A 21330-nucleotide genomic window follows, 5' to 3' on the forward strand; every position below is an offset into this window, starting at 1 on the left:
CTTCACCCTTTATCGTATCGAAGTTGTGTTGGTATGCCGCCCTAATCGCCGCTTTCCCTGCATGCAAGGAGCCATTCGAAAAGATCACTATCGCGTCGTCGCTGATGAGCGGCGCAACGGAGCTCCAATCTTGAGTGCCGAGAGCGTGTTCGTATTCCTTCACAAAGGATTTGGCGGACACTATTGCTTCCAATGCTAGTTATCCTGATCCGCTGTCGATTACCGCTTTTTTTGCTTCAAATTTCTCGAGTTACTGTGAGGCATTCGCCAGTTGATCATCTGGTAGGTCCCAAGGTTGCGCCGCATTGCCAAAAACCACGAACGCCGGTGTAAAGTTGGAAGGTTCGTCCATTGTGGCGGCATGTATGTATATGCGCTCGGGAAACCTCTCGGTGCGGCTGGTCATTGGCGAACCGCATTTTGGACAGAAACCGGCGTGGGTGACAGCACCGTTGTCACTTGAGGAAGCAAATTCCCTAGTCGTCCCCGAGCATTTGAACGCATCCTTCGGGACCGCGAATGCCGATGAATGACCAGCGCCAGTTGCTCTCTGGCACTTGCGACAATGACAATTGAAGGCGAACTCAATTTCAGCGCGAACTTCATATCTGACGGCGCCACAGGCACAGCCTCCGCGAATAACATCAGTCATCCCGCGTCCCTTCCAAAAGTCGTCGAAGTTTCGGCATGCCACTTGACCATCCAGATTGGAGAACCTGCTTTGCCTTGAGCGTGGGAAGTCGTTTGTGCACCAACGTCACTCGCGAGCCACCCGCCTCGGCGCGGAAACGAACACTAACGCGCGTTTCACGCCCTTCTGTCAGGTCACCGTCTTCTTCGCTTTCCCAAGTGAACGACAGCAGATTGCCGGGTTCAATCGCCAGATATCGACCGTGATGATGTGAGACATCTCCGGACTGCGAGATCATCTTGAAGCGCCAGCGACCGCCAATCTTGAAATCCATCTCAAGGACTTCGGCGCGAAAACCTTCGGGGCCAAACCATTTCTCAATTTTGCCGGGGTTAGCCCAAGCAGAGAATGCCTGGCGAACACCCACCGCGTACCAGGCTGATACTTTGACCTCATCGACATCAGATGCAGCATCACTGCTCATCGGACTTCTCGCGCATTAGGAACTCTCCCAACGACTCCAGATTGGCACCCCAGAAAGCTCCATACCGTTCCGCCCAGGTAAGAACCGGTTGGAATCCTCTCTTGTCCAGTTCGATGTGGTGTTGGCGACCGTTCAAAGTCCTGCGGATCATATCTGCCTTCTCGAGCACACTTAGGTGTTGGGAAATCGCTCCCGGAGATATGCCATGATTTGCGCCGAGCTGACCCACCGTAGATGGCCCATCCAGAAGTCTATCCAGCATCTGACGCCTGACAGGGTGCGCAAGTGCTGAGAAAGTCGCGTCGGTGCTCATAATGTTTATTTATCCCTAAACAGTTTAGGGTAAACTAAACAAACTTGAAGGGAAGTCAAGAGACGTCTGAGCAGGAACTCAAACCAGACATTGGGGCGATACTTACAGCGGCAGCAAAGTCCTGTGATCTGTGAGTTCGAACCAGACTAGATTTTGCGGCTGCAGCGAATGGCGGCAACGCGGGCTGCGACCGCAGCATCGAGGGACTGGGTCGGATGTCGGCTCTGGGCCGTCTCATCGAAGCGAGACTTTTCTGGCCGCTGCACGCTGCGCTTGCTCTAAAGCGCGGAGTGAGCCCAGTTCGACCGATGCTGCAATGCGCAGGAATGTCTGGTCACAGATTTTGCAAGGACGATGTTGATTGAGCGTTTTGCATGGTTGGATCTTAGGCAGTCCTGGAGTTGTTTGTTTTCGGACATTGCAGAACTAGAAACCATCAATAGAAAGCACAGCGACTCCGACGAAATCGGGGGAAACACAGTCCCACGCGGTACAAGAGAAAGGCTTAAGTTATTGATTACTATTACAAAAAACGCCCCCAGACTTGGAGGCGAGAGTATAAGGAGTAGCGATTATTGGGGACGCGTTATTGTGGATTTACAACCAAAGTGCCTGACTTCATGGCGTCGATCAGATTGTTGACTTCATCCACTACGTCCACCGGGATATCTGAATGGAACGACCCGATCCGCATGGCCAATTCATTGCCCATATCCGCCCGGTAGAGCGCACCTTCCAGTTTTCCAGCAGCTGCCAAATCCAGGTAGGACCGCATGTTGCCTCGGACATCCAAAATTGCGGACTGTAGGATTTCCGGCCATTCGTTGATCGCATCACGATAGATGCCGATGCCATAGACGCCTTTTTCCTGAACGGCCTGCATGGAGCCCAGCGTCGCGCTGTCCATTGTCGGCCAGACGACATCGGCGCCTTGGGAAATTTGGTTCAAAGCAGCTTCTTTGCCCTTGGCGATGTCATCCCAGTCGCCGGTCCAGGTAACCAGCACTCTGACGTCCGGATTGGCCGCTTTGGCCCCCGCTTCATAGCCAGCAACCGTGTCGGTCGTGAATTTGAACTGTTGCGCCGCGATGATGCCGATGGTGCCTGTGTCTGACATGGAGCCCGCGACGTAGCCCATCAGATAAGCGATTTGACTGAAATAGAAATCCGCGTTGGCAATGTTGTCTTTTGTGCCCAGCCCGTTGTTCACCATGAACATGGTTTCTGGGAAGCGTGCTGCGACACGTTCCACTGCGTCCTGGAACTCTCCGCCGTGACCGATCACAAGGTCATACCCCCGGCGTGCGTAGTCGCTCAGGACTTCGATTTGTTCCGGCTGATGCACGCTTTCTGAAAAAGCGGCTTCAAAGCCAAGCACTTCACCTGCCTTGGTGAGACCTTCGAATCCGGCTTGGTTCCAGCCATTATCAGAAATCGATCCGGGCATAACGATCGCGGCGCGTTCGATCCCCTCAGCGGCCGCAGGCCCGGCCAACATCAGTACCGCAAGCCCCGCCAATAGTTTGGACTTCAATTGCATTGTTGTTCTCCCATATTGGATATGTGTTGTCAGGGTGACGGGAGGATCGCGACGTGAAAAACGATGGTTTCTCACGTCACGGCTGAGATTTATCGATGCTCTCGGTCGTAGGGCAGTCCGACGCTTGCAGGTGCGCTGGCCTTAGCGCCGAGGACCACAAGTGCGACCAGCGATGCGAGGTAAGGCAAGATCAGGAAGAGCTGATAGGGAATCTCTGGCGAAGTGAATTGCAGTTTGAACTGCACCGCATCACAGAAGCCGAAGAAAAGCGCCGCGCAGATCGCGCCAATGGGCGACCAACGTCCCAAGATGATTGCCGCAAGCGCAATGAAGCCTTTGCCCGCGCTCATGCCTTCCGCAAACACATAGACTTGCGACAAGACCAGTTGCACTCCGGCCAGCGCCGCGAGGGCTCCGCTGACTGCAATCGCGAGATATTGCATGCGAAAGACAGGAACCCCGGCCAAGTCCGCGGCCTTCGGGTTTTCACCAACGGCGCGCAGGTCCAGACCCTTGTGGGATTTCATCAGCCAGAACCAGGCTGCTATTGCCAATCCGATCAATAGGTAGAACAGCGGATCCTGGGAAAACAGGGACGGGCCAACGACGGGAAGATCTGACAAGAAGGGAATATTGATCTGCGAGAACCCGTTTACCCGCGCCCCTCCGGCCTGAGCCCCGAATATCTGACGGGACAGAAAAGCTGTGAGTCCGGCCAGCAGCAGGTTGAGCGCGATACCGCCAACCAGCTGGTTGATGCGCAGCCGGATCGACATATACCCAAGCAGCAGGCCAGAGATCAGGCCGCAAATGATCCCGCATCCGAGCCCGATCATGGCGGAGCCCGTTGCGAAAGATCCAGCTGCAGCGCCAAGCGCTCCGGCAAGGATCTGACCTTCGAGGCCGATGTTGTACAACCCGCCACGTTCCGCGATCACCCCGCCAAGGGCAGCAAAAGCAATTGGCGTACCCAGTCGGGCGGTTCCGGCAAGGACGTCGCCCAGCAAAACAAGATCAATCATAGCCTATGCCTCTTTCTTTCGGCGTTGTGTTTGGCGGCGCAGCCGCAGGTTTTTTGCCAGGAGCTTCAGAATGGATATTGACGTGGTTCGTGGTGTCACGAGGGCGGCAGCGACAAAAACCACGACGAGCCCCTCGACCACTTCGATGACGGAACTGTCGACCCCGACGGCGCGTTGCATCGTTCCCGCCCCGGCAGAGAGCCCGGCAAGGAACAGCGCGGTCAAAGGCGCGACAATTGGATTAAGAGCCGCAAGGAAGGCGACGACAATTCCGTCATAGCCGTAGCCATCGCTAAACAGGTGGAACAGGCGATACTTCAACCCGATCACCTCGATTGCGCCGGCTAAACCGGCAAGGCTGCCGCCAATCAACATGGCGCGAATGATGGTCTTTTTCTGGTCCACACCGGCATAGGCCGCAGCGCGCGCATTGCGCCCCACAAGGTCCAGTTGGAAACCCGATGGCGTGAAGCGTAGCCAGAAATACAAGATGATCGTCATGCCCAGCCCGAATACAAAGCCCGCATGGGTATCAGATTGCGGCATCAGAATAGGCAGGCGATAGGCGTCTGAGACTTCCTCCGAATAAGGATATGGCGCGCCTTCGGCCAATAGCGGCCCAGCTACGGCGTAGCTGACGATGTGGATCGCAATGAAGTTCATCAGCAGCGTGACAATGACCTCATTCGTGCCCCGATAGGCTTTGAGATACGCAGGAATTGCCGCCCAAAACGCCCCGCCGGCGGCGGCGGCGATAAATATCAGCGGCACGCCCAATATACCGGGCAGATTGGGGATCGCCAGAGCGAAGACGGCGCCGAACAACCCACCAATATAAATCTGCCCCTCGCCACCGATATTGAACACACCGGCGCGCATCGGAATGATCACGGCCAGCCCGGCCAGAAGCATCGGCGAGGCTTTGACTAAAGTATTGGAGAAGCCCCAGTAATTCAGGAAAGATTCCAGAAACAGAACCTTATAGGCCTCAAACGGGTTGTGCCCGTCCAGCAGGATCAGCACGCCGCCAACGCTCAGCGCTGAAAGCAAAGCAATCGCAATCCGGCGTTGCATGGTAAATCTGTTCATTTTACCTCCTCCGGCGCTGCCGTCATCAAGAGCCCGATGTCTTGAAGAGTTGTGTTTTCTGGATCGACAACACCAGTGATCCGGCCAAAGGCCATCACGGCGACGCGGTCAGAGATGTCGAGCACATGTTCAAGTTCAGTGGAGATATAGAGAACCCCCACGCCGCTTTGGGCGACGGCACGGATCTGGTTCTGAACAAAGTCCGTTGCGCCGACATCAAGCCCTTTTGTCGGCTGTACGACGACCAAGAGATTGCGCGCCCTGGCCACTTCACGAGCCAGAACGATCTTTTGTTGATTGCCACCGGATAATGCCGAGGCGTTCAATTTTGGGTCAGGGGGCCTAATGTCGAAGGCCGCGACCACGTCGCTTGCGATCTCGTGCATCGCGCGCCGGGAAATCAGACCGCCTGACATGAACCTGTCATCGCCAATGGATCGAAAAGCAAGATTTTCTTCGACACTGAGCGACAGGACCAAACCTTCGGCATGGCGGTCCTCGGGCACGAAGCCTATGCCATCTGCAATGCGCGAAGCGATGGAGGCGCTTGATATCTCGGTGCCATTAAGATGGATGGCGCCGCTGGTTTGCCTTTTGAGGCCGGTGATCACCTCGCTCAACTCCGTCTGGCCGTTGCCGTCGATCCCGGCGATTCCAAGGATTTCGCCAGCCTTCACGGTGAGGGTCAGATCCTGCAGGATTTCCGCGCCGCCTGGATCGATCAGGCAGACATCAGAGACAACCAGAGCGTCCGGTGCTGAGCTGGTGTCATTGCGCACCTTTTCGGCCTTGGGCATCCCGACCGTTTCGCTGGTCGGTTTTTCTCCCATCATAAGCGCTGACATCTGGGCCATGGGCGTGGTCGCAACCGGAAGAACACCCTCGACGCGCCCATGGCGCATTACCATGACGCGATCGGCAATTTCGCGGATTTCATCGAGCTTGTGGCTGATGAAAAAGACGAGGCAGCCGTTGGCGACCAGCTTGCGCACCCCTTTGAGAAACGGCGCGATTTCGGTCGGGGCAAGAACGCTGGTGGGTTCATCCAGGATCAGGATCGATACATCGCGAAATAGCGCCTTAAGGATCTCCACCCTTTGCTTCATGCCCACAGGCATTTCCGTGACGCGGATGTCGAAATCGACGTTAAAGTCAAAGTCGCTGCAAAGCTGCCGAATGCGCGCCCGCGCTTCGGCACCCCTCTTTGTGCTGGGCAAGCCGATCAGAATGTTCTCTTCGGCGTTCATCGCGCCGACCAGGCTGAAATGCTGGTGGATCATGCCGATCCCATGCTCAATAGCTTTTGCTGGGCTGCTCACCGAAACAGGTGCTCCGCCCAGTTTGATTTCGCCGTTATCGGGCTGATACAGGCCGATCAAAACGCTTGCGAACGTGGTTTTCCCCGCTCCGTTCTCGCCCAAAATCGCAATGCACTCGCCCTTCGAGGCCAGCAGATTGACGTTGTGCAATGCACGAACTGCGCCAAACGACTTGCAGATGCCGGTGACGTTCAAAAATGGATCCAAGACAACCTCCCAACTTTCACGCAAATTCAAGAGAGAATGCCCTATCTTCTCAAATTAGATGTTTTCACCTCACGGCTGAGAATTTCGCCCACATGAGAACTGGCAATCGGGTTAGAGTAGAGCGACGAACTAGCATCGCACCAGGAGAGCAAAGCCGCGCGTCATGGCGAAGATACCGTCGTTGAAAAGCATTCAGGCCTTCGAAGCGGCCTGCCGGCATCTGAGTTTCAAGGATGCTGCCGATGAATTATGCGTCACTCCGACTGCCATTTCCCATCAGATCAAATCGCTGGAGGATCAACTTGGGGTGCCCCTGTTTCACCGGCTGACCCGCGCCTTGAAGCTGACGGAGGATGGGGCCAACTACGCGCCCCACATCATTGAGGCCTTCAAGAACATCGAAGCCGCCTCTCTCGCGCTGGAGGAAGACGACCTTGCGGGCACATTGACAATCTCAACCACCGGATCCTTTGCCGCCAACTGGCTTAGCCCGCGGCTGCGAGGTTTTTACGAGAAATACCCGGAGATATCGGTAAGGGTTCTGTCAAGCGATCAACTGGTGGATTTCAAATCCAGCGATGTGGATGTGGCCATTCGGTATGGTTTTGGCGATTATCCTGACAGCAATGTGGCTTGGGTCTTGAATGATTGGGTAGCCCCTGTCTGCAGCGTGGAAAAGGCGAAGTCACTGAGTTCCCCCAAAGATCTTCGGAAGTCTCGTCTGATCGAATACCAATGGAGCGGGTTTTCTGATGCGGATCCGAGTTGGGAGCGCTGGATGGACGCGGCTGGCTTGCAGATTGGTGATGTCGAGCCCTATGTCACCTATTCCGAGGAACACATCTGCTTGCTGACAGCAAGCGATGGTCATGGTGTGGCCCTGGTCAGCCTTTTGGCCGCCGCGCGTTTTCTGGAACGTAATATGCTGGTCGCCCCCTTTGACACGGCATTGAAGAACAAGAGCTATTTTCTCGTCTGCCCGGAAACTTACGCCAATCGTGCACGCGTTCGTGTGTTCCGGGAATGGCTATTGGACCAAGCAGATGAGTTTCGCGACAGCGCCGTCGGTCAAAGGTTTTTTGAAGATTAGCGCGTCCGCAACGATCTAATCCGTCGCTTGAATTTTTGTCATTTCTAAATTGCCGAGAAGCATGCGTTTCTGAACCCCTAATCAGGAGTTCTTGCGCATGCAAAGTTTTGACCCTTCCCAACCCGATGGTTTCAATCAAACTCTGGACAGCACGGTCTCTGCCGACGGCGTCCCGGTCATTGCAGAACGGTATACAGTGCCAGCACGTTGCGGTGTCGCGGTGCGTTTGACAGCCGGGCAGACTTTGACCATCACCAATCCGACCGGCTGGCAAGTCTGCGATTTCTGGGCGTTCAATGCGGCAGAGCTGCAAGAATATTTGTCTATGCCGCATGTGCATACGGATCTTCTGTCTGTTTTCCCAAAGGTCGGTGACAGGTTGGTCAGCAATCTGCGCAATCCTCTTCTGACGCTGACCCAAGACACATCGCCGGGTGTTCATGACACTACGGTCGCCGCTTGCGATGCCAACCGGTACAAGCAATTGGGCGTCACTGACTATCACGACAATTGCGCCGACAACTTGAGGCAGGCCATGATTGCTATCGGGCAAAAAGCACCGCATGTGCCAGCGCCATTCAATCTGTGGATGAACGTCCCAGTTCACCCAGATGGCAGCCTTGCCTGGGCTGCGCCAGTGTCAAAGCCGGGGGACAGCATGACCTTCAAAGCTGAGATGCCAGTCTACGCCGTGATGTCGGCCTGCCCGCAAGATATCACTCCAGTTAACGGGGACGAAGGCAAGCCGAGCGCACTGGAATTTGTTGTTCATGACTGCTGATGTCGGCGACATTTTTTCTGCCCGCTGGATCATCGAAGATGCCTTTCACAGTCACAACGACTTCGCGCTTTATGTTCTAGACGGCAGAATAGGTGGCTTGGCGCCTCTGGCCGTATTGAAGTCACGTTATCCCAGCGCAAGGGTGCACTTGGACACAAACACGGCGATCCTGCCGGGGTTTGTGAATGCGCATCACCATTGTTATGGGGTCAACCTAATCAACCAAGGGATACGGGATGACCTGTTAGAGCCTTGGATTTTCGCCTCCGCTGGCGCAGCTGACGTTGCGCCGCGCCTCGCCACCGAATACGCGGCAATGCGCTTGCTGAAGAATGGGGTAACGGCTGTTGTGGATGCCTGCACCGCGGGTCAGACAGCGGTCCTTGCCGAAGCGAAGATAAGGGACAAAATCGCCGTATATAATGGGCTTGGCCTGTCCTGTGCCATCGCGCCGGGCGAGAGATGGCACAACCAGCTTGTGCATCCCTATGGGCAAAGCCAGTCGTTTCTGACCACCTTGCCCGAGGTTCTGCGATGCAAACTGCAACGCCAACACGTTGCGCGCACACGTATTGAACCGCAAAGCTTTGTGCGGCTTCTGTCCCGGATGCATGGCGAATACGCGGCTTCTGAGTGCGCTGATGTGTGGTTTGGCCCCACTGCACCGCATTGGACGGGCCGAAAGACCCTGCGCGACATCGCCAGCAAGGTTCGCGAAAGCGGCCAGCGCGTTCACACCCATGCCGAGGAGTCTCGGCTGCAGCACATATCGGCCACAGCCTGGTGTTTTCAGGGTGCTATTACAGAATTGGGCAAAGCGGGCCTGCTCACTGACGGCTTATCTTTGGCGCATATGGTCTGGGCAGACGAAAAAGACCTGGCGCGAGTGGCCGAGGCGCGCGCGCATATCGTGTGTAATCCTAGCTCCAATTTGCGGCTTCGGTCCGGCATTGCACCCGCGCCATTGATGAAGCGGATGGGCATCAACCTCGCACTGGGGATGGATGGGACCAGCCTGGCAGGCGATGACGATATGTTCGCCGAAATGCGTCTGGCGCAAAGCCTTTATTGGTCAAGTGATCGGGCGAACCCCACCCTGACCGCGAAGGATGTTTTCGACATGGCCACTATGGGTGGCGCGCGTTTGATGGGTATGGATCGCAGCATCGGAAGCCTGTCCGTCGGCAAACGCGCCGACTTTGTGATCCTGCGACTGGACCGTCTTGAAGGGCCTTGGTTGGACCCCGGCGTTGATCCGGTTGAGCTTTTGGTCAGCTCGGCAAAATCCACGGATATCCATAGCGTCTTCACCGGCGGACAACTGGCCGTTTCGCACGGCGAGACCAAAAAGTGCGACGAAAAGATAATTCTTCAAAACATCACCGACTGCATGCAGCGCGCCGCTGATCAAAGGCTGAGCGCCAGTGAATATGCCGCCGTCAAATCCGCATTGCAGCGCTGGTATGATGATTGGCTGACGAACAACGCCCCGCAATTGTGACAGAGGAGCAAGACCATGCAGAAGAAAATAATCTGGCCAAACGGCGCGCGATGCGCCTGTGCGATCACCTTTGATATCGATGCGGACAGCCTGATCCATATCGCAAAGCCGGTCGACGGGCATGATCGCCTCTATCCGATCTCCATGGGGCGCTACGGGCCGACGGTTGCCATCCCTCGGATTCTAGAAACCTACAAACGTCTTGGGCTGAGACAGTCCTTCTTCGCACCCGGATGGGTCGTGGAACAATATCCAGATGCCATGCAAGCCATCCTGAAAGATGGTCATGAAATCGGCCATCATGGCTATTTGCACGAAGACCCGACAAACCACAGCTCGTCTGAACAAGCCTATTGGTTTGAACGCGCGCTGGAGTCGCATAAGCGGGTTCTAGGAAATGTGCCAAAAGGCTATCGCGCACCGGTTTACAATGTGACGCAAGCCGTCATCGACCTGCTGAACAAGCATGAATTCGACTATGACAGTTCGCTGATGGCGGATGATTTGCCATATCTCATGCGATCCGGCGGGCGGACTTTAGTCGAACTTCCATCGCATTGGGGGACCGACGACTGGCCGCAGTTCGCCCACTTTGAGGAGATTGGCTACATGATGCCCGTCGCCGGGCCACGCGCCGGGCTGACCCCATTTTGGGAGGAATTCGAAGCCCAATACGAAGAAGGTGGTTTCTGGATTGGCATCTGGCATCCCTTCCTGACCGGGCGTTTGGCGCGGTGGCGGCAGGTGGAAGACTGGATGGAATCTATCTTGAAAAGGGGCGACGTCTGGTTCGCCACACTCGGAGAGATCGCGCAGCACGTGCTCACGCAATTTGAGGCAGACCGGCAAAGCGTACGGGTTGAAGAGCTGCCCTACTACCGGGCTCCGGTCCTGATGGCATGAATATCCTTCAACGGGCGCGCGACTTCCTGGCTTCGCTCGACGCCCAACGCGAGGTATTCCTTGGCGTTGCGCCAGATAGACTGTTGCAGGATGCCCGATCCGCCGCCGCGCGGCGGGCCGCAGGGAGGCTGCTTGGCCCGTTGGACGGCCAGTTTCTTGCTGTAAAGGCCAATATCGACGTGCAAGCGCTCCGAAGCCATGCGGGATCTTTGGCCATCGATCCTCAACCAGCAGACAATGACGCCCCGATCGTGGCCAGGCTCCGTTCTGCGGGCGCGATCATTCTGGGCCATGTGAACATGTCGGAATTCGCCTTCTCCGGGCTCGGAGTTAATCCGCATTTCGGCACCCCTCTGAATGCGTTGGACAGTACAATGGTGCCTGGCGGTTCCTCGAGCGGATCGGCATCAGCCGTTGCCTTGGGCTTGGCCGACATCGCCTTGGGCACAGATACCTCCGGCTCCGTGCGCATTCCGGCCGCCTGTCAGGGCCTTGTGGGGTTTCGCCCAACTATGAACCGCTATGAAAGCGCCGGGATTTTACCTCTGGCACCTTCCTTGGATACGCCAGGCTCACTCGCCTTAAACGTCAGTCAGATTTGCGCTGTGGATCGCGTTTTGTCGGATTGCAAAAAAACCGGGCACGCCTGCCGTCAACTTCTGTGCCTGAGGGAAGATGCCCTGGTGGGATTTACCCTGGAAATCAAGACAATGTACGAACAGGCCCAGCAGCATTTGTCCGAGTATGGCATCGAATTGGAAAGGGTTGATATCCGAAGTTTCACTCGTGTCACGGAGATCTTCCAAACCTATGGAACGCTGGTGAGTGCCGAAGCCTTTCGTCTTCTGCCAAGTTTGGTCGGAGACCAGCAGACCAGTCTGGACCCAAATGTGCAGGATCGCCTTGCTCAGGCGGCTTCAATCCTTGGCACAAGTCTGCAGGCATTGCTGGAAATCCGGCGGGCACTCATCTCAGACTTTGGCAGGGAACTGGCAGGGAAGATGCTGCTTTACCCGACATTGCCGTCGTACCCGCCGTCTGTTCAAGCCGTGACCGGCGATAAAGGGGTCTTTGCACGGGAAAACGCCCGTATCCTGTCGGTATCGATGAAAGCCGCTTTCCTCAATGCCCCAACAATTTCCATTCCATTTGGAGAACGGAGACCGGGGGTCAGCCTATCCTTGAGCGGCGGCGCAAACAGGGACGCGGATGTACTTGTGACGGCGTCTCATCTGGAAAAGATTTTTTCAGCGATTAGAGATGGCTGAGGTCAGCTCACTCTATTCAGAATTCTCTTCATTTGTACCTGTGCGTCTCTGGCTTCACCTTTGAATGGTTCATTGCAAACTGACTAGGTGACAAGATGACCACAATCCTGAGAATTGACGCAAGCGTGCGCCGCACCGACAACCCTGTTGCGGCCTATAACTCCATTTCCCGCGCTTTGGCGGACAGTTTCGTGGAAGAATGGAAAACGGTTGATCCGGACGTCGAAATTATTGTGCGTGACGTCGGAATGACCCCGCCGGATTTCATTTCCAACGATTGGATCGCGTCCGTCTTTACAGCAGAAGAGGAACGCACTCCTGAACAGAGCGCTTTGATCAGCTTGTCTGATACGCTGATTGACGAGATCGACCGCTCCGACATCCTTCTGATTTCGACGCCCATGTACAACTACGGCATGCCCGCAGCCCTGAAGGCTTGGTTTGATCAGATCATCCGGATCAACAAGACATTTACGTTTGATTTGGCGCGCGGCGACTTCCCTCTGGAACCGATCATGTCTGGCAAAACACTGGTGCTGCTGACTTCGGCTGGCGAATTCGGCTTTGAGGACGGTGGAATTCGCAATGACTCGGGTCACCTTTCTGCGCATATCAGCACATTGCGCAAGTACCTGGGCGCAGAACGCATGTTCGAAGCTGCGGCCGAGTACCAGGAATTTGCTGATGAGCGTCACAAAGCTTCGGTCGCCTCAGCTCAGGCCGAGGCTCGTCACATTGCGCGTGAGCTTGCCTAACCGTTAGCAGACCGGCAATTGGAGATGTCTATGGCCGCGATTGCAATTCCTGGGGACGCATCACCGGAGCATTGCTTGCTCGACTGATCGAAAAACCTGACGCGCATTACTCTTTGCGCGTACCTGTCAGTTCCTGGGCGACGTGCAGGCTGACCTGGAAAGCCAAGGCGTTCCCGCCGAGCAAATCCACACCGAATGCTTCGGTTCCGCCGTGTGATCTCTATAGACAAAGATCCGCAATCGGAAATTAGAACGAGAGGAGTAACAATATGCGCGAGTCATATGATGTGATCATAATTGGCGGGGGCAATGCAGGGTTCGGTGTTTCCTCCGTGGCACATGGAACCGGAAAGTCCATTGCCTTTATCGAAGCACGCGATTTCGGCGGGACCTGTCCCAATCGCGGCTGCACGCCAAAAAAGGTTTTGGTGGCGGCCGCCCATGCAATGCACGAGATCGAACAAGCCCCCATCCATGGGATCGAAGTCAGCAAGCCAAAGCTCAATTGGACGAAACTGATCGACCGAGAGAAAGACCTAATTGGTTTCATTCCTGAAGCCATGCAGGGGTTGGCCGAAAAACGCGGTGATGTCTTTCGAGGCACTGCGCGTTTTGTCGGGCCGAACGAGGTTGAGGTCAAAGGTCAGGTTATACATGGCAAGGACATCGTTATCGCAACAGGATCGAAGCCAAGGCCTCTGCCTATTCCCGGCGCCGAGCACATGATCACGTCCGACGAAGTTCTGTCCGATGCGACATTGCCAAAAGAAGTTGTCTTCATTGGCGGCGGTGTCATAGCCATGGAGTTCAGCCACGTCTACGCGCGAGCCGGCGTGCAGGTGACAATCCTTGAAGCGCTGCCACAGCTGCTGCCACGTATGGACAGTGACGCCGTCGCGGCTCTGCAAGCGGAAACCGAACGCCTCGGCGTTGTGGTTAAAACCGGAGTATCGGTGACGGCAATCGAGAAGACTGCCGACGGGTTGCGTGTTGAATTCGAACATGACGGCAGAAACCAAAGTCTTTTAGCCGAGCGGGTCGTCAACGGCGCAGGCCGCGTCGCCAATATCGACGGGCTTAACCTCGATGCCGCCGGTGTCGGGCATGACGGACTTCGCATTCTGATCGACGATACGATGCGGTCCACCTCCAACTCTTCAGTCTGGGTTGCGGGCGATGCTGTCACCAGCTCCGCTCAACTTTCCCCCATCGCAACCTATGAGGGTCAGATTGTCGGCCACAACATCGTGCATGGACCAACTAAAAGGCCGGATTACAGCGTGATCCCCAGCGCCGTCTACACCGTTCCAGCGCTCAGCACCGTGGGTCTGACTGAAGCTGAAGCGCGGGAAAAGGGTCTCGATGTCTCAGTTACGGCTTCTGATATGTCCGGGTGGTTTTCCACCAAGACCTATGCGGAAACGGCAGCCTGGTCGAAGGTTTTAGTCGACAAGAGTAGCGATCAAGTCTTGGGTGCTCATATTCTGGGCCATCACGGTGACGAACTGATTCATCTCTTTGCGATGGCCATGCGTCACGGCATCTCTGCCAGCGATCTTAAGTCCTCGCTATATGCGTTTCCGACCTTCGCTGCGGATATGAAATCTTTGATTTAGAGCAGCTTGATACAAGCTGATCCTTCCCAAAGGAGAGCCGCCATGAACGATAAAGTCTGTCTGATTACAGGTGTCTGTGACGCAACCGGAGCATCGGTTGCCCGCCGGTTTGCACGGGACGGATACCGTGTTGCCTTGCTGGCCGAGAACGCGGTTAAGTCGATGTCATCCGCCATGAACGCCCACGCGTCGATTACCTGAGACCCGAAGGTATTGGTAACTCTCAATTGTGCGCCTTGCACAAGACGATACGCGCGGCCAGTGCGGGCCTTCAGCACAAAAGTCTCTGCCATCAGAACAGCAAAGCGCCGGTTGTTGGCAAGAGGACCGCATATACGCTTGTGGAGGCGGTGATGAACAGGCGATTGCGTTTCGGCCCGCCAAAGCAAACATTCGAGACCTCTTCTGGGACGAAAATCTTGCCCAGCAGCGTGCCATCCGGGTGGTAACAATGAACGCCGTCCTTTGCGCTCGTCCAGATACGGCCTTGGGTATCGAGCCGAAATCCGTCAAAGACGCCTTCTTCGCATTCAGCAAAGACATCCCCGCCTGAGAGCTTGCCGTCTGCACTAACGAAGAACGCGCGGATATGATGCTCTCCGCTTGCGTAACGCGTGCCACCACTGTCAGCGATATACAGCGTTTGCTCGTCTAGCGAAAATGCAAGTCCATTCGGACAGGCAAAGTCAGTAGTCACTTGTGTGACATCGCCGGTGGCCGGATCGAGACGATAGACATGTTCACCGTCAAGCTCTGGGTCTGCCTGAAACCCTTCGTAGTCAGACTCGATCCCGTAGGCCGGGTCACTGAACCAGATCGTGTCATCTGATCGCACCACAACATCGTTGGGGCTGTTGAACCGCTTTCCCTCGAAATGACTGGCCAGAGTCGTAACCGACCCATCATGCTCAATCCGGGTGACACTGCGCGTCCCATGCTCGCAAGCTACAATCCGACCTTGCCGGTCGAGCGTTGAGCCATTCGTGTAGCATCCGAGGCCTGAGCGGATGTCTCCGACTGCTCCGGTCAGTTCGTCCCAGCGGAGCCGTCGATCATTGGGAATGTCGCTCCAGATCAGGCATCTGAACGTCGGAGAATACACCGGTCCTTCTGTCCATTTACCACCTGTCCAGATTTGGTCGATCGGCTCATCCAGTTTGATGCTGCGTTTGAACCGATCATCACGGATTTCGTAAGTATCAGTCTTGGTCATTGGCAATACTGGCTCGGGTTGCTATAAATTACATAGCAACATAGGGCACTACAGAAAGTATAGCAAGTGATTAAGATACCGATACCAGGTCAGCCTGTCCGTGGTTCAAAAAGCGGCGCGCCCATAATGGCTCTGTTCGACCTGCTTGGACGGCACTGGTCTATGGGAGTCCTTTGGACGCTGAGCGAGACTGGCCCATGCACATTCCGAAAGTTGCAAGAAGAATGCGAAACAATCTCACCTGCGGCACTCAACACCCGACTGAAGGAGCTTCAAGCGGCGGGATTTGTTCATCGCGTTGCCGAAGGATATGCGTCGACTGATCTGGGACAACACCTCTATGATCATCTCTGTCCACTCGGAGACTTCAGTAAGGAATGGGCGAAACACTTACATGCTCGGGAATAGGAGAGCGGACGTTCAGAATCATTGATTGAAAGTTCGGTTTGTCTCGCTTTTCAGTCGCCTGAACCAGCTGCAGCGATGCGTTCGCAGCGAATGTCAGCAAAGCAGGCTGCGAATGCAGCGTTGGCGACCCACGTCCAAGGTCGGCTTAGGGCCGGGCTATGCCCTAACTTTAATTGCACCTAAAATAGGTGTTTAGTCAGCCTTCATATTCTAGGGTTTAAAGGCCCGCATTGTAGTTGGATGCAAACACTAACACTTAATTGGACACCTAAACATCGCAGGATTGAATGACTTGAGCGCGGTTGGGTCGCCGATCCATCAGGCGCGTTAGGGCTGGCGGAACCAAGGCCGCAACTTCTTCGGGTCTGTACTCGTTAGAAACGTCATATACCCGGGTGCCAGCATATTGCTGTGTTGAACTTTGATGGAGTGGATACCCTCCTCGTTGCTTGGTGATACTTCACCATTCTGGCACATTGCGATGCCGTAGAGCGGGGGTATCCACTCCATCAAAGTCGCTTTGCGCCAACTCACAGAAACACAATACTGTCGGCAAGCCCGTCGAGTGTAAGGCCATTAAGGCCATTCCCTTCAAGTATCCATTGCTCATAGAAGGCATCATCGTTGGAACGTACAGACAAGATCGTTCGCCCAATGTCGTCTGTTTCCAACATTAGAGAATCGTCATTGTCGGGGGCGCCGGATCGCGTGACCATACCAATCGGAGCAGCGATGACAATTTTGTCGATGCCGACTTCGAAGTTTCGAAATATGGTTGCGCCGTGTTTTTGGGGGTCCCACAATACTTCGATTGCTTCGGGATCGGCCCTGGCCAGCAGCGGCGCGGTGTCTGGGCCGACCTCCGATCGGGCAGATAGACCAAGATTGATAATTACCTCGCCATTATACGCGACGTCTTCACCTGCACCTCCATCGATGAAATCGAACCCCTCTCCGCCAAACAGGATGTCATTGCCATCGCCGCCAAACAAAAAGTCATCGCCGTCACCAGCGATCAGAGTGTCATTGCCGTCATCGCCCAAAAGCAGGTCGTCGCCCTTACCCGCGACCAGCAGGTCCGTGTCATCCCCGCCAATGAGCGTATCATCACCATCAAAACTATAGAGTTGATCAGCACCAGAACCACCAACCAACGCCGCACTGGTGTTGCCGGCGAATAAAATATCGGCTCCCGTGCCGCCGCGAAGCACAAGATTGACGTCGGACTGTATGCTGCGTGCGTAAATCACATCATCGCCCGTCTCACCGTCCACAATGACGGTATCCACATCCGGTGCGGCTGATAGATCGCCTAATTTGACCTGGTCGTCGCCGTCTCCCGCGTGGATTTCAACGGCTTCCGTGGTGCTCAGGCGATTCAGGCTCCAGGCCGGGCCGGTGTTCTCTACATGAAGCAGCGAGGTCTCGAACGACAGGTCGATTTTGTCGGGAAGATCGCTAAAACTGAACACAGCCCCATCTTTCCCGGGGCCGCCGTCCATACGGTCGTTGCCGTCGCCTTCGGACCAAATCATCAAGTCATCGCCCGAACCGCCCAGAAGGACATCGTTGCCCAGACCGCCCTGGAGTTCGTCGTCTCCGGCACGTCCGCGCAATTGATCATGATCGGCGCCGCCATCAAGCAGATCACCACCGCCGCCGCCAATAAGCGTATCCGCGCCTGCGCCACCATAGACCTCAAATCCGGTCAGAGTTTCGATCCCGGTGCCGCCGGCCTCGAACCAATCGTTATCTTCAAGAAGATTGATGTTTGTGATCTCTGCGTCCGTCACGTAGATCGTGGAAGTCCCGTCTTCGATGCGCACGCGACCATTGTCAGAGCGCACGCGCACAACATCCCGCGTTGGATCGAAAAAGTTGAACTGCGCAGTGTCCTGACCGTCGCCGCCATCAATCAGATCATTGCCGTGGCCACCATGCCAGATCATCACGTCGTCGCCCGTACCGCCGTAAACAGCATCATTGCCACGCCCGCCAAGGAGGATGTCGTCATCAAGCCCGCCCTGAACGACGTCTGCGCTGTCGCCGCCGACCACAACGTCTGCGCCTATGCCACCGTCGAGTTCCAGCCGTACGCCAAGCTCTGCCAGGCCATCGGAGGCGATGATCACATCGTTGCCGCCCCGACCATTGATATCCAGAACCTCTGACGCGCCGATGTCGAGAGTGACTGGCCCGAGATTTTTGCGTTCCAGCATGATCCGCCCTCCCTCCATGCGGATCTCGAACCGGTCGCCCGAGCTGTTCGCACCGTTGACCTGAACGGTGTCAAAACCGGCGCCGCCTTCAATGAAATCTGAGCCATCATTGTTTTGCCAGATAAAGAGATCATTGCCGACGCCGCCAAAAAGCCTGTCGCTTCCCGCACCACCAACAAGCTGATCGTTGCCGCTGCCTCCGTCGAGAATGTCATCACCGTCGAAGCCACTGAGCAAGTCGTTACCGCTGGAACCGAACAGCCGATCTGCCCCTTGAGCGCCGAACACCTGATCATCGCCATGTCCGGACCGAACCACAAGCGGTGGCATGGGACCGCTGGTGTCATCCAGTCTGATGTGATCATCGCCACCAAGCCCAGACACGAAGATCAGCTTGGTCAGTGTTAGGGTCGCCGGGCCGCCGGCAATTGGAATGTCGCCGGCGTTGATCTGTAGGCGTCCGTCCGTAAGGCGTGTGATTGTGATCTGGGCGTCAAGCTCATCGTCATTGACAAAGAGATGTCCGGTTATGTCATTGAAAAATGCTGTCGTGGCCATGTCGAATTCCTGATTTCTAAAGCCGCTATCGAGGCTTTGATGTAATTGTGATAGACCGATGTCCGATTTTATTGACCTGAAGTCAGGCGCGGTTCACTGAACTATTTCGTATGGCGACCAGCTAACCGCAGCACAGGATCCTGATATCTGTGATGTAAGAACTGGGTGAAGGTGATCATCCTCCTGAGCGTTGGGGTGAAGCAGATCTCGCCTTATTCTCGTTGTGTTCAAAAGGTTGATCGCGACGGCTTTTCCGGTGATGTCGGGAATGGACGCGTTCGATGATTGACGACCTTATCGCTTTGATTGTGCCTTCACATAGGCCTCCATTTCAGCACGAAGAATCTTCCGGAACTCTGCTTCCTTTGATGCCAGAACCTGCGCATACAGAATGTCGGCGATGCGCCCATTTGCGAGGTCAGTGGCGGCCGCGGCGCCCACGGCCTCACCGCTTTTCTGGCCAACTTTCGCGGGATTTTGGGTCATCCAGGTGGCGATCTCACGATTGACGTCGCCATTGGAGTTCAACAACTTGCTGAACCCGCTAGTCCCGAACCTGACAAAGAACTTCGTGATGGCTTTGGTCACAACTCTTTCAGGGAAGTTCTGGATACCTTTAGAAAAAGCCTCGGCATTCACCTTCACCAGTTCCTTGGCGACGGCCTTTGCCTCCTGATCCAGCACGCGCGACACAAGTCGGCTTTGAGACAATCTGGAAAGCTGAGTGGTCATGACGGGTCGCGATGCCAAAGCATTCACCAGTGGCTTGGCCGCATATTTGGCGATCCCACCTGCGATGGCGCCCCCTGCGGCACCTGCAATGGCGTTAGCGGCAACTCTCTTGGCAATGTCGCCGGGCGACCGCTGCTTTAGACCGGCATCCATGCGCCCTAGGGCATCTGCGCCGTCAAAGGTCAGGCTGACACCTGTATTGGAGAGCGCGCCGACCAGTACGCCTGCCGACAGGCTGGCGGGGGCTGCGAGGGTGACGGCAACGACCGTCCCGCAGAACTTCCCGACCTCCTTGACCATTTTCAGGCGAGCCACCGTGCGTTCTGCAGACCCGATAAGATCGCCGACCCACTTATGCACATCGTTGGTGTAGGCGGTGATGACTTCCTCTGCGGTTTCTAGCTCGCTTGCGAATTTCTTGTATTTCCGGCCTTTGGTTGTCTGAGCAAGCTGTATCAAGGCCCGGCCGGCGCGCATTCTGCTCTTCATTGGTTCATCAACCGAAGAAAACCTGTTGACCACAAATGAGACGAACCATTGGTTGTCATTGATCTTGCATTGGGTGTCGTGACGGCCGATTGCGTAGGTGTATCTTATTCGAAGCGCGGAATAGGCGCGGTCCATCGTTTTGTGCACATTCGAAAGTAGTGTCTGGTACTCTTTTTCGGTTAAGACAGTCTGCCCGCGCGGCCCCTTGATCAGAAAAGCCTTGGCCCTTGGATCTGGCAGCCAAATTTCGGATCCCTTTGTTAGAGTGGCACCTTTCTTTTTGAGCAGGGGCAGGCACTTGCGGTTCTTGGGGTGCTTCAGAATTGTGTCAGGATCCTTGATCCGAAACTGTTTCACAATGGATTGCAACGTATCGCCTTCTTTTGCCTTGTACTTGATCCACATGGATTATCCTCGCTAACAGCGTACTCATTGATAATTGTCGTCGCTCATGCGCGTTTCGGTTGGCTAAATTCTGCGCTGAAAGGCCACAAAACTTGTCGTGTTGCCGGCACCGACCGAAGCCGCCCCGAAACCCAGCGTGTCGCGATCGCCCAGATCCAGGCTAAGGTAGACCCGATAGTCCTTGCATCGATCAGGCGTGGTGAGCGCCCTGGCTAAAACGGTTACCCGGTCACTGGCGGGGCGGAAGTCGATCCCGGCAATGTAATTCAATGCCGTTGCTGATGCTGCGGTCACGAAATCGCGAACAGGCTTCGGCCTAACATCTTGCCCGGCTCAATGCTCTTGCTTGTTGCCAAGCAGGTGCAATGGCGTTTCGGTAGTCGCCTAACTGATCTTGCCTAGGGGATTGGCGGCCAGTTCTTGAAGGTCCGCGGCCGGCTCACCTGGCGGCAATTCATCGAAGAATAGTCCCGACGCCATACGGCCTTCAAACACAAGATCGTTGACAAGGATGCCGTTCGAGAACAAGCTGTTTGGCGCAACAGCGGGATCAGCGAACGCGGCCTGCAGGGATGCCAAGGCGACGGCAAAAGACACTGGTACAAGTTTCACTTTTCATAGCTCCATTAAATACGAAAAACTGTCGCTTTTTGAACTTACTGTTTCGAGCGATGAGAGAACGACAGTGTTGATGGTTATCGTCCCGCCACAATCTCGCCGTCGATAATGGTAGCCGTGCCCGTCATTGAAAGCTTTTAGGAAATCTGTAGATATTCGTTAGAACTAC

Annotated in this window: 22 protein-coding genes; 9 read left to right on the top strand and 13 right to left on the bottom strand. The window is 55.4% G+C overall.

Going from position 1 to position 21330, the window contains the following annotated elements:
* The 8 genes from Q5Y75_RS15915 to Q5Y75_RS15945 form a co-directional block, all read right to left on the bottom strand.
* Positions 1–181: Cif family virulence factor (locus Q5Y75_RS15915; RefSeq protein WP_306199223.1), on the bottom strand; the 181-nt coding region annotated here is incomplete at its 3' end.
* Positions 182–250: 69 nt separating this feature from the next.
* The gene (locus Q5Y75_RS15920) at positions 251–652 is read right to left on the bottom strand and encodes a GFA family protein (RefSeq protein ID WP_306199225.1); all 402 of its coding nucleotides are present in this window, start codon (positions 650–652) and stop codon (positions 251–253) included.
* Positions 645–1115: an SRPBCC family protein gene (locus tag Q5Y75_RS15925; RefSeq protein ID WP_306199227.1), complete on the bottom strand. Its 471-nt coding sequence runs from the start codon at positions 1113–1115 to the stop codon at positions 645–647. The genes Q5Y75_RS15920 and Q5Y75_RS15925 overlap by 8 nt, the downstream gene beginning before the upstream one ends.
* Positions 1105–1428: an ArsR/SmtB family transcription factor gene (locus Q5Y75_RS28525; RefSeq protein ID WP_371933274.1), complete on the bottom strand. Its 324-nt coding sequence runs from the start codon at positions 1426–1428 to the stop codon at positions 1105–1107. Before Q5Y75_RS28525 ends, Q5Y75_RS15925 begins: the two co-directional genes overlap by 11 nt.
* A gap of 586 nt (positions 1429–2014) precedes the next feature.
* A complete protein-coding gene (locus Q5Y75_RS15930) occupies positions 2015–3043 on the bottom strand; it encodes a BMP family protein (RefSeq protein ID WP_306199229.1) in 1029 nt (342 codons plus the stop codon).
* A 14-nt stretch (positions 3044–3057) separates the two neighbouring features.
* Entirely contained in the window at positions 3058–3990 is a 933-nt protein-coding gene (locus tag Q5Y75_RS15935) for an ABC transporter permease (RefSeq protein ID WP_306199231.1), read from the bottom strand.
* Positions 3991–3993: 3 nt separating this feature from the next.
* Positions 3994–5079, bottom strand: coding sequence for an ABC transporter permease (locus Q5Y75_RS15940; RefSeq protein WP_306199233.1), 1086 nt, complete (start codon positions 5077–5079; stop codon positions 3994–3996).
* Complete coding sequence (locus tag Q5Y75_RS15945; protein WP_306199235.1) at positions 5076–6605, bottom strand: ABC transporter ATP-binding protein; 1530 nt, start codon at positions 6603–6605, stop codon at positions 5076–5078. Before Q5Y75_RS15945 ends, Q5Y75_RS15940 begins: the two co-directional genes overlap by 4 nt.
* Before the next feature lie 163 nt (positions 6606–6768).
* Here Q5Y75_RS15945 and gcvA point away from each other — a divergent pair, with 163 nt between their 5' ends.
* The 8 genes from gcvA (at position 6769) to Q5Y75_RS15985 (ending at position 14720) form a co-directional block, all read left to right on the top strand.
* Positions 6769–7695, top strand: coding sequence for a transcriptional regulator GcvA (gene gcvA, locus Q5Y75_RS15950; RefSeq protein WP_306199237.1), 927 nt, complete (start codon positions 6769–6771; stop codon positions 7693–7695).
* Between the two features lie 97 nt (positions 7696–7792).
* Positions 7793–8476 carry a DUF1989 domain-containing protein gene (locus Q5Y75_RS15955; RefSeq protein ID WP_306199239.1) on the top strand — a complete coding sequence of 228 codons (684 nt, stop codon included), beginning with the start codon at positions 7793–7795 and terminating at the stop codon, positions 8474–8476.
* On the top strand, positions 8466–9977 hold the full coding sequence (locus Q5Y75_RS15960) for an amidohydrolase family protein (RefSeq protein ID WP_306199241.1): 1512 nt from the start codon (positions 8466–8468) through the stop codon (positions 9975–9977). Before Q5Y75_RS15955 ends, Q5Y75_RS15960 begins: the two co-directional genes overlap by 11 nt.
* A gap of 15 nt (positions 9978–9992) precedes the next feature.
* Positions 9993–10880 (top strand): polysaccharide deacetylase family protein, encoded by an 888-nt coding sequence (locus Q5Y75_RS15965; protein ID WP_306199243.1) that lies wholly within the window; start codon positions 9993–9995, stop codon positions 10878–10880.
* Complete coding sequence (locus Q5Y75_RS15970; RefSeq protein ID WP_306199245.1) at positions 10877–12148, top strand: amidase family protein; 1272 nt, start codon at positions 10877–10879, stop codon at positions 12146–12148. The genes Q5Y75_RS15965 and Q5Y75_RS15970 overlap by 4 nt, the downstream gene beginning before the upstream one ends.
* Before the next feature lie 125 nt (positions 12149–12273).
* Complete coding sequence (locus Q5Y75_RS15975; protein ID WP_371933275.1) at positions 12274–12903, top strand: FMN-dependent NADH-azoreductase; 630 nt, start codon at positions 12274–12276, stop codon at positions 12901–12903.
* Positions 12904–13172: 269 nt separating this feature from the next.
* On the top strand, positions 13173–14519 hold the full coding sequence (locus Q5Y75_RS15980) for a dihydrolipoyl dehydrogenase family protein (RefSeq protein WP_306199248.1): 1347 nt from the start codon (positions 13173–13175) through the stop codon (positions 14517–14519).
* A gap of 42 nt (positions 14520–14561) precedes the next feature.
* Positions 14562–14720 carry a hypothetical protein gene (locus Q5Y75_RS15985; RefSeq protein ID WP_306199250.1) on the top strand — a complete coding sequence of 53 codons (159 nt, stop codon included), beginning with the start codon at positions 14562–14564 and terminating at the stop codon, positions 14718–14720.
* A 91-nt stretch (positions 14721–14811) separates the two neighbouring features.
* Here the strand turns inward: Q5Y75_RS15985 and Q5Y75_RS15990 are convergent, their stop codons facing one another.
* Positions 14812–15732 (bottom strand): SMP-30/gluconolactonase/LRE family protein, encoded by a 921-nt coding sequence (locus Q5Y75_RS15990; RefSeq protein WP_306199251.1) that lies wholly within the window; start codon positions 15730–15732, stop codon positions 14812–14814.
* A 126-nt stretch (positions 15733–15858) separates the two neighbouring features.
* Here Q5Y75_RS15990 and Q5Y75_RS15995 point away from each other — a divergent pair, with 126 nt between their 5' ends.
* On the top strand, positions 15859–16140 hold the full coding sequence (locus tag Q5Y75_RS15995) for a winged helix-turn-helix transcriptional regulator (protein WP_306199253.1): 282 nt from the start codon (positions 15859–15861) through the stop codon (positions 16138–16140).
* A gap of 530 nt (positions 16141–16670) precedes the next feature.
* On the opposite strand, the gene Q5Y75_RS16000 is transcribed toward Q5Y75_RS15995, so the two are convergent.
* From Q5Y75_RS16000 to Q5Y75_RS16015, 4 genes are all read right to left on the bottom strand, one after another.
* Positions 16671–18917 carry a calcium-binding protein gene (locus tag Q5Y75_RS16000; protein ID WP_306199255.1) on the bottom strand — a complete coding sequence of 749 codons (2247 nt, stop codon included), beginning with the start codon at positions 18915–18917 and terminating at the stop codon, positions 16671–16673.
* A gap of 294 nt (positions 18918–19211) precedes the next feature.
* Complete coding sequence (locus tag Q5Y75_RS16005) at positions 19212–20543, bottom strand: hypothetical protein (RefSeq protein WP_306199257.1); 1332 nt, start codon at positions 20541–20543, stop codon at positions 19212–19214.
* A gap of 63 nt (positions 20544–20606) precedes the next feature.
* Positions 20607–20837 (bottom strand): hypothetical protein, encoded by a 231-nt coding sequence (locus tag Q5Y75_RS16010; protein WP_306199259.1) that lies wholly within the window; start codon positions 20835–20837, stop codon positions 20607–20609.
* A 90-nt stretch (positions 20838–20927) separates the two neighbouring features.
* Complete coding sequence (locus Q5Y75_RS16015) at positions 20928–21155, bottom strand: hypothetical protein (RefSeq protein ID WP_306199261.1); 228 nt, start codon at positions 21153–21155, stop codon at positions 20928–20930.
* Positions 21156–21330 lie beyond the last annotated feature (175 nt).

The sequence above is a fragment of the Ruegeria discodermiae genome (assembly GCF_030758345.1).
Taxonomy (GTDB): Bacteria; Pseudomonadota; Alphaproteobacteria; order Rhodobacterales; family Rhodobacteraceae; genus Ruegeria_C.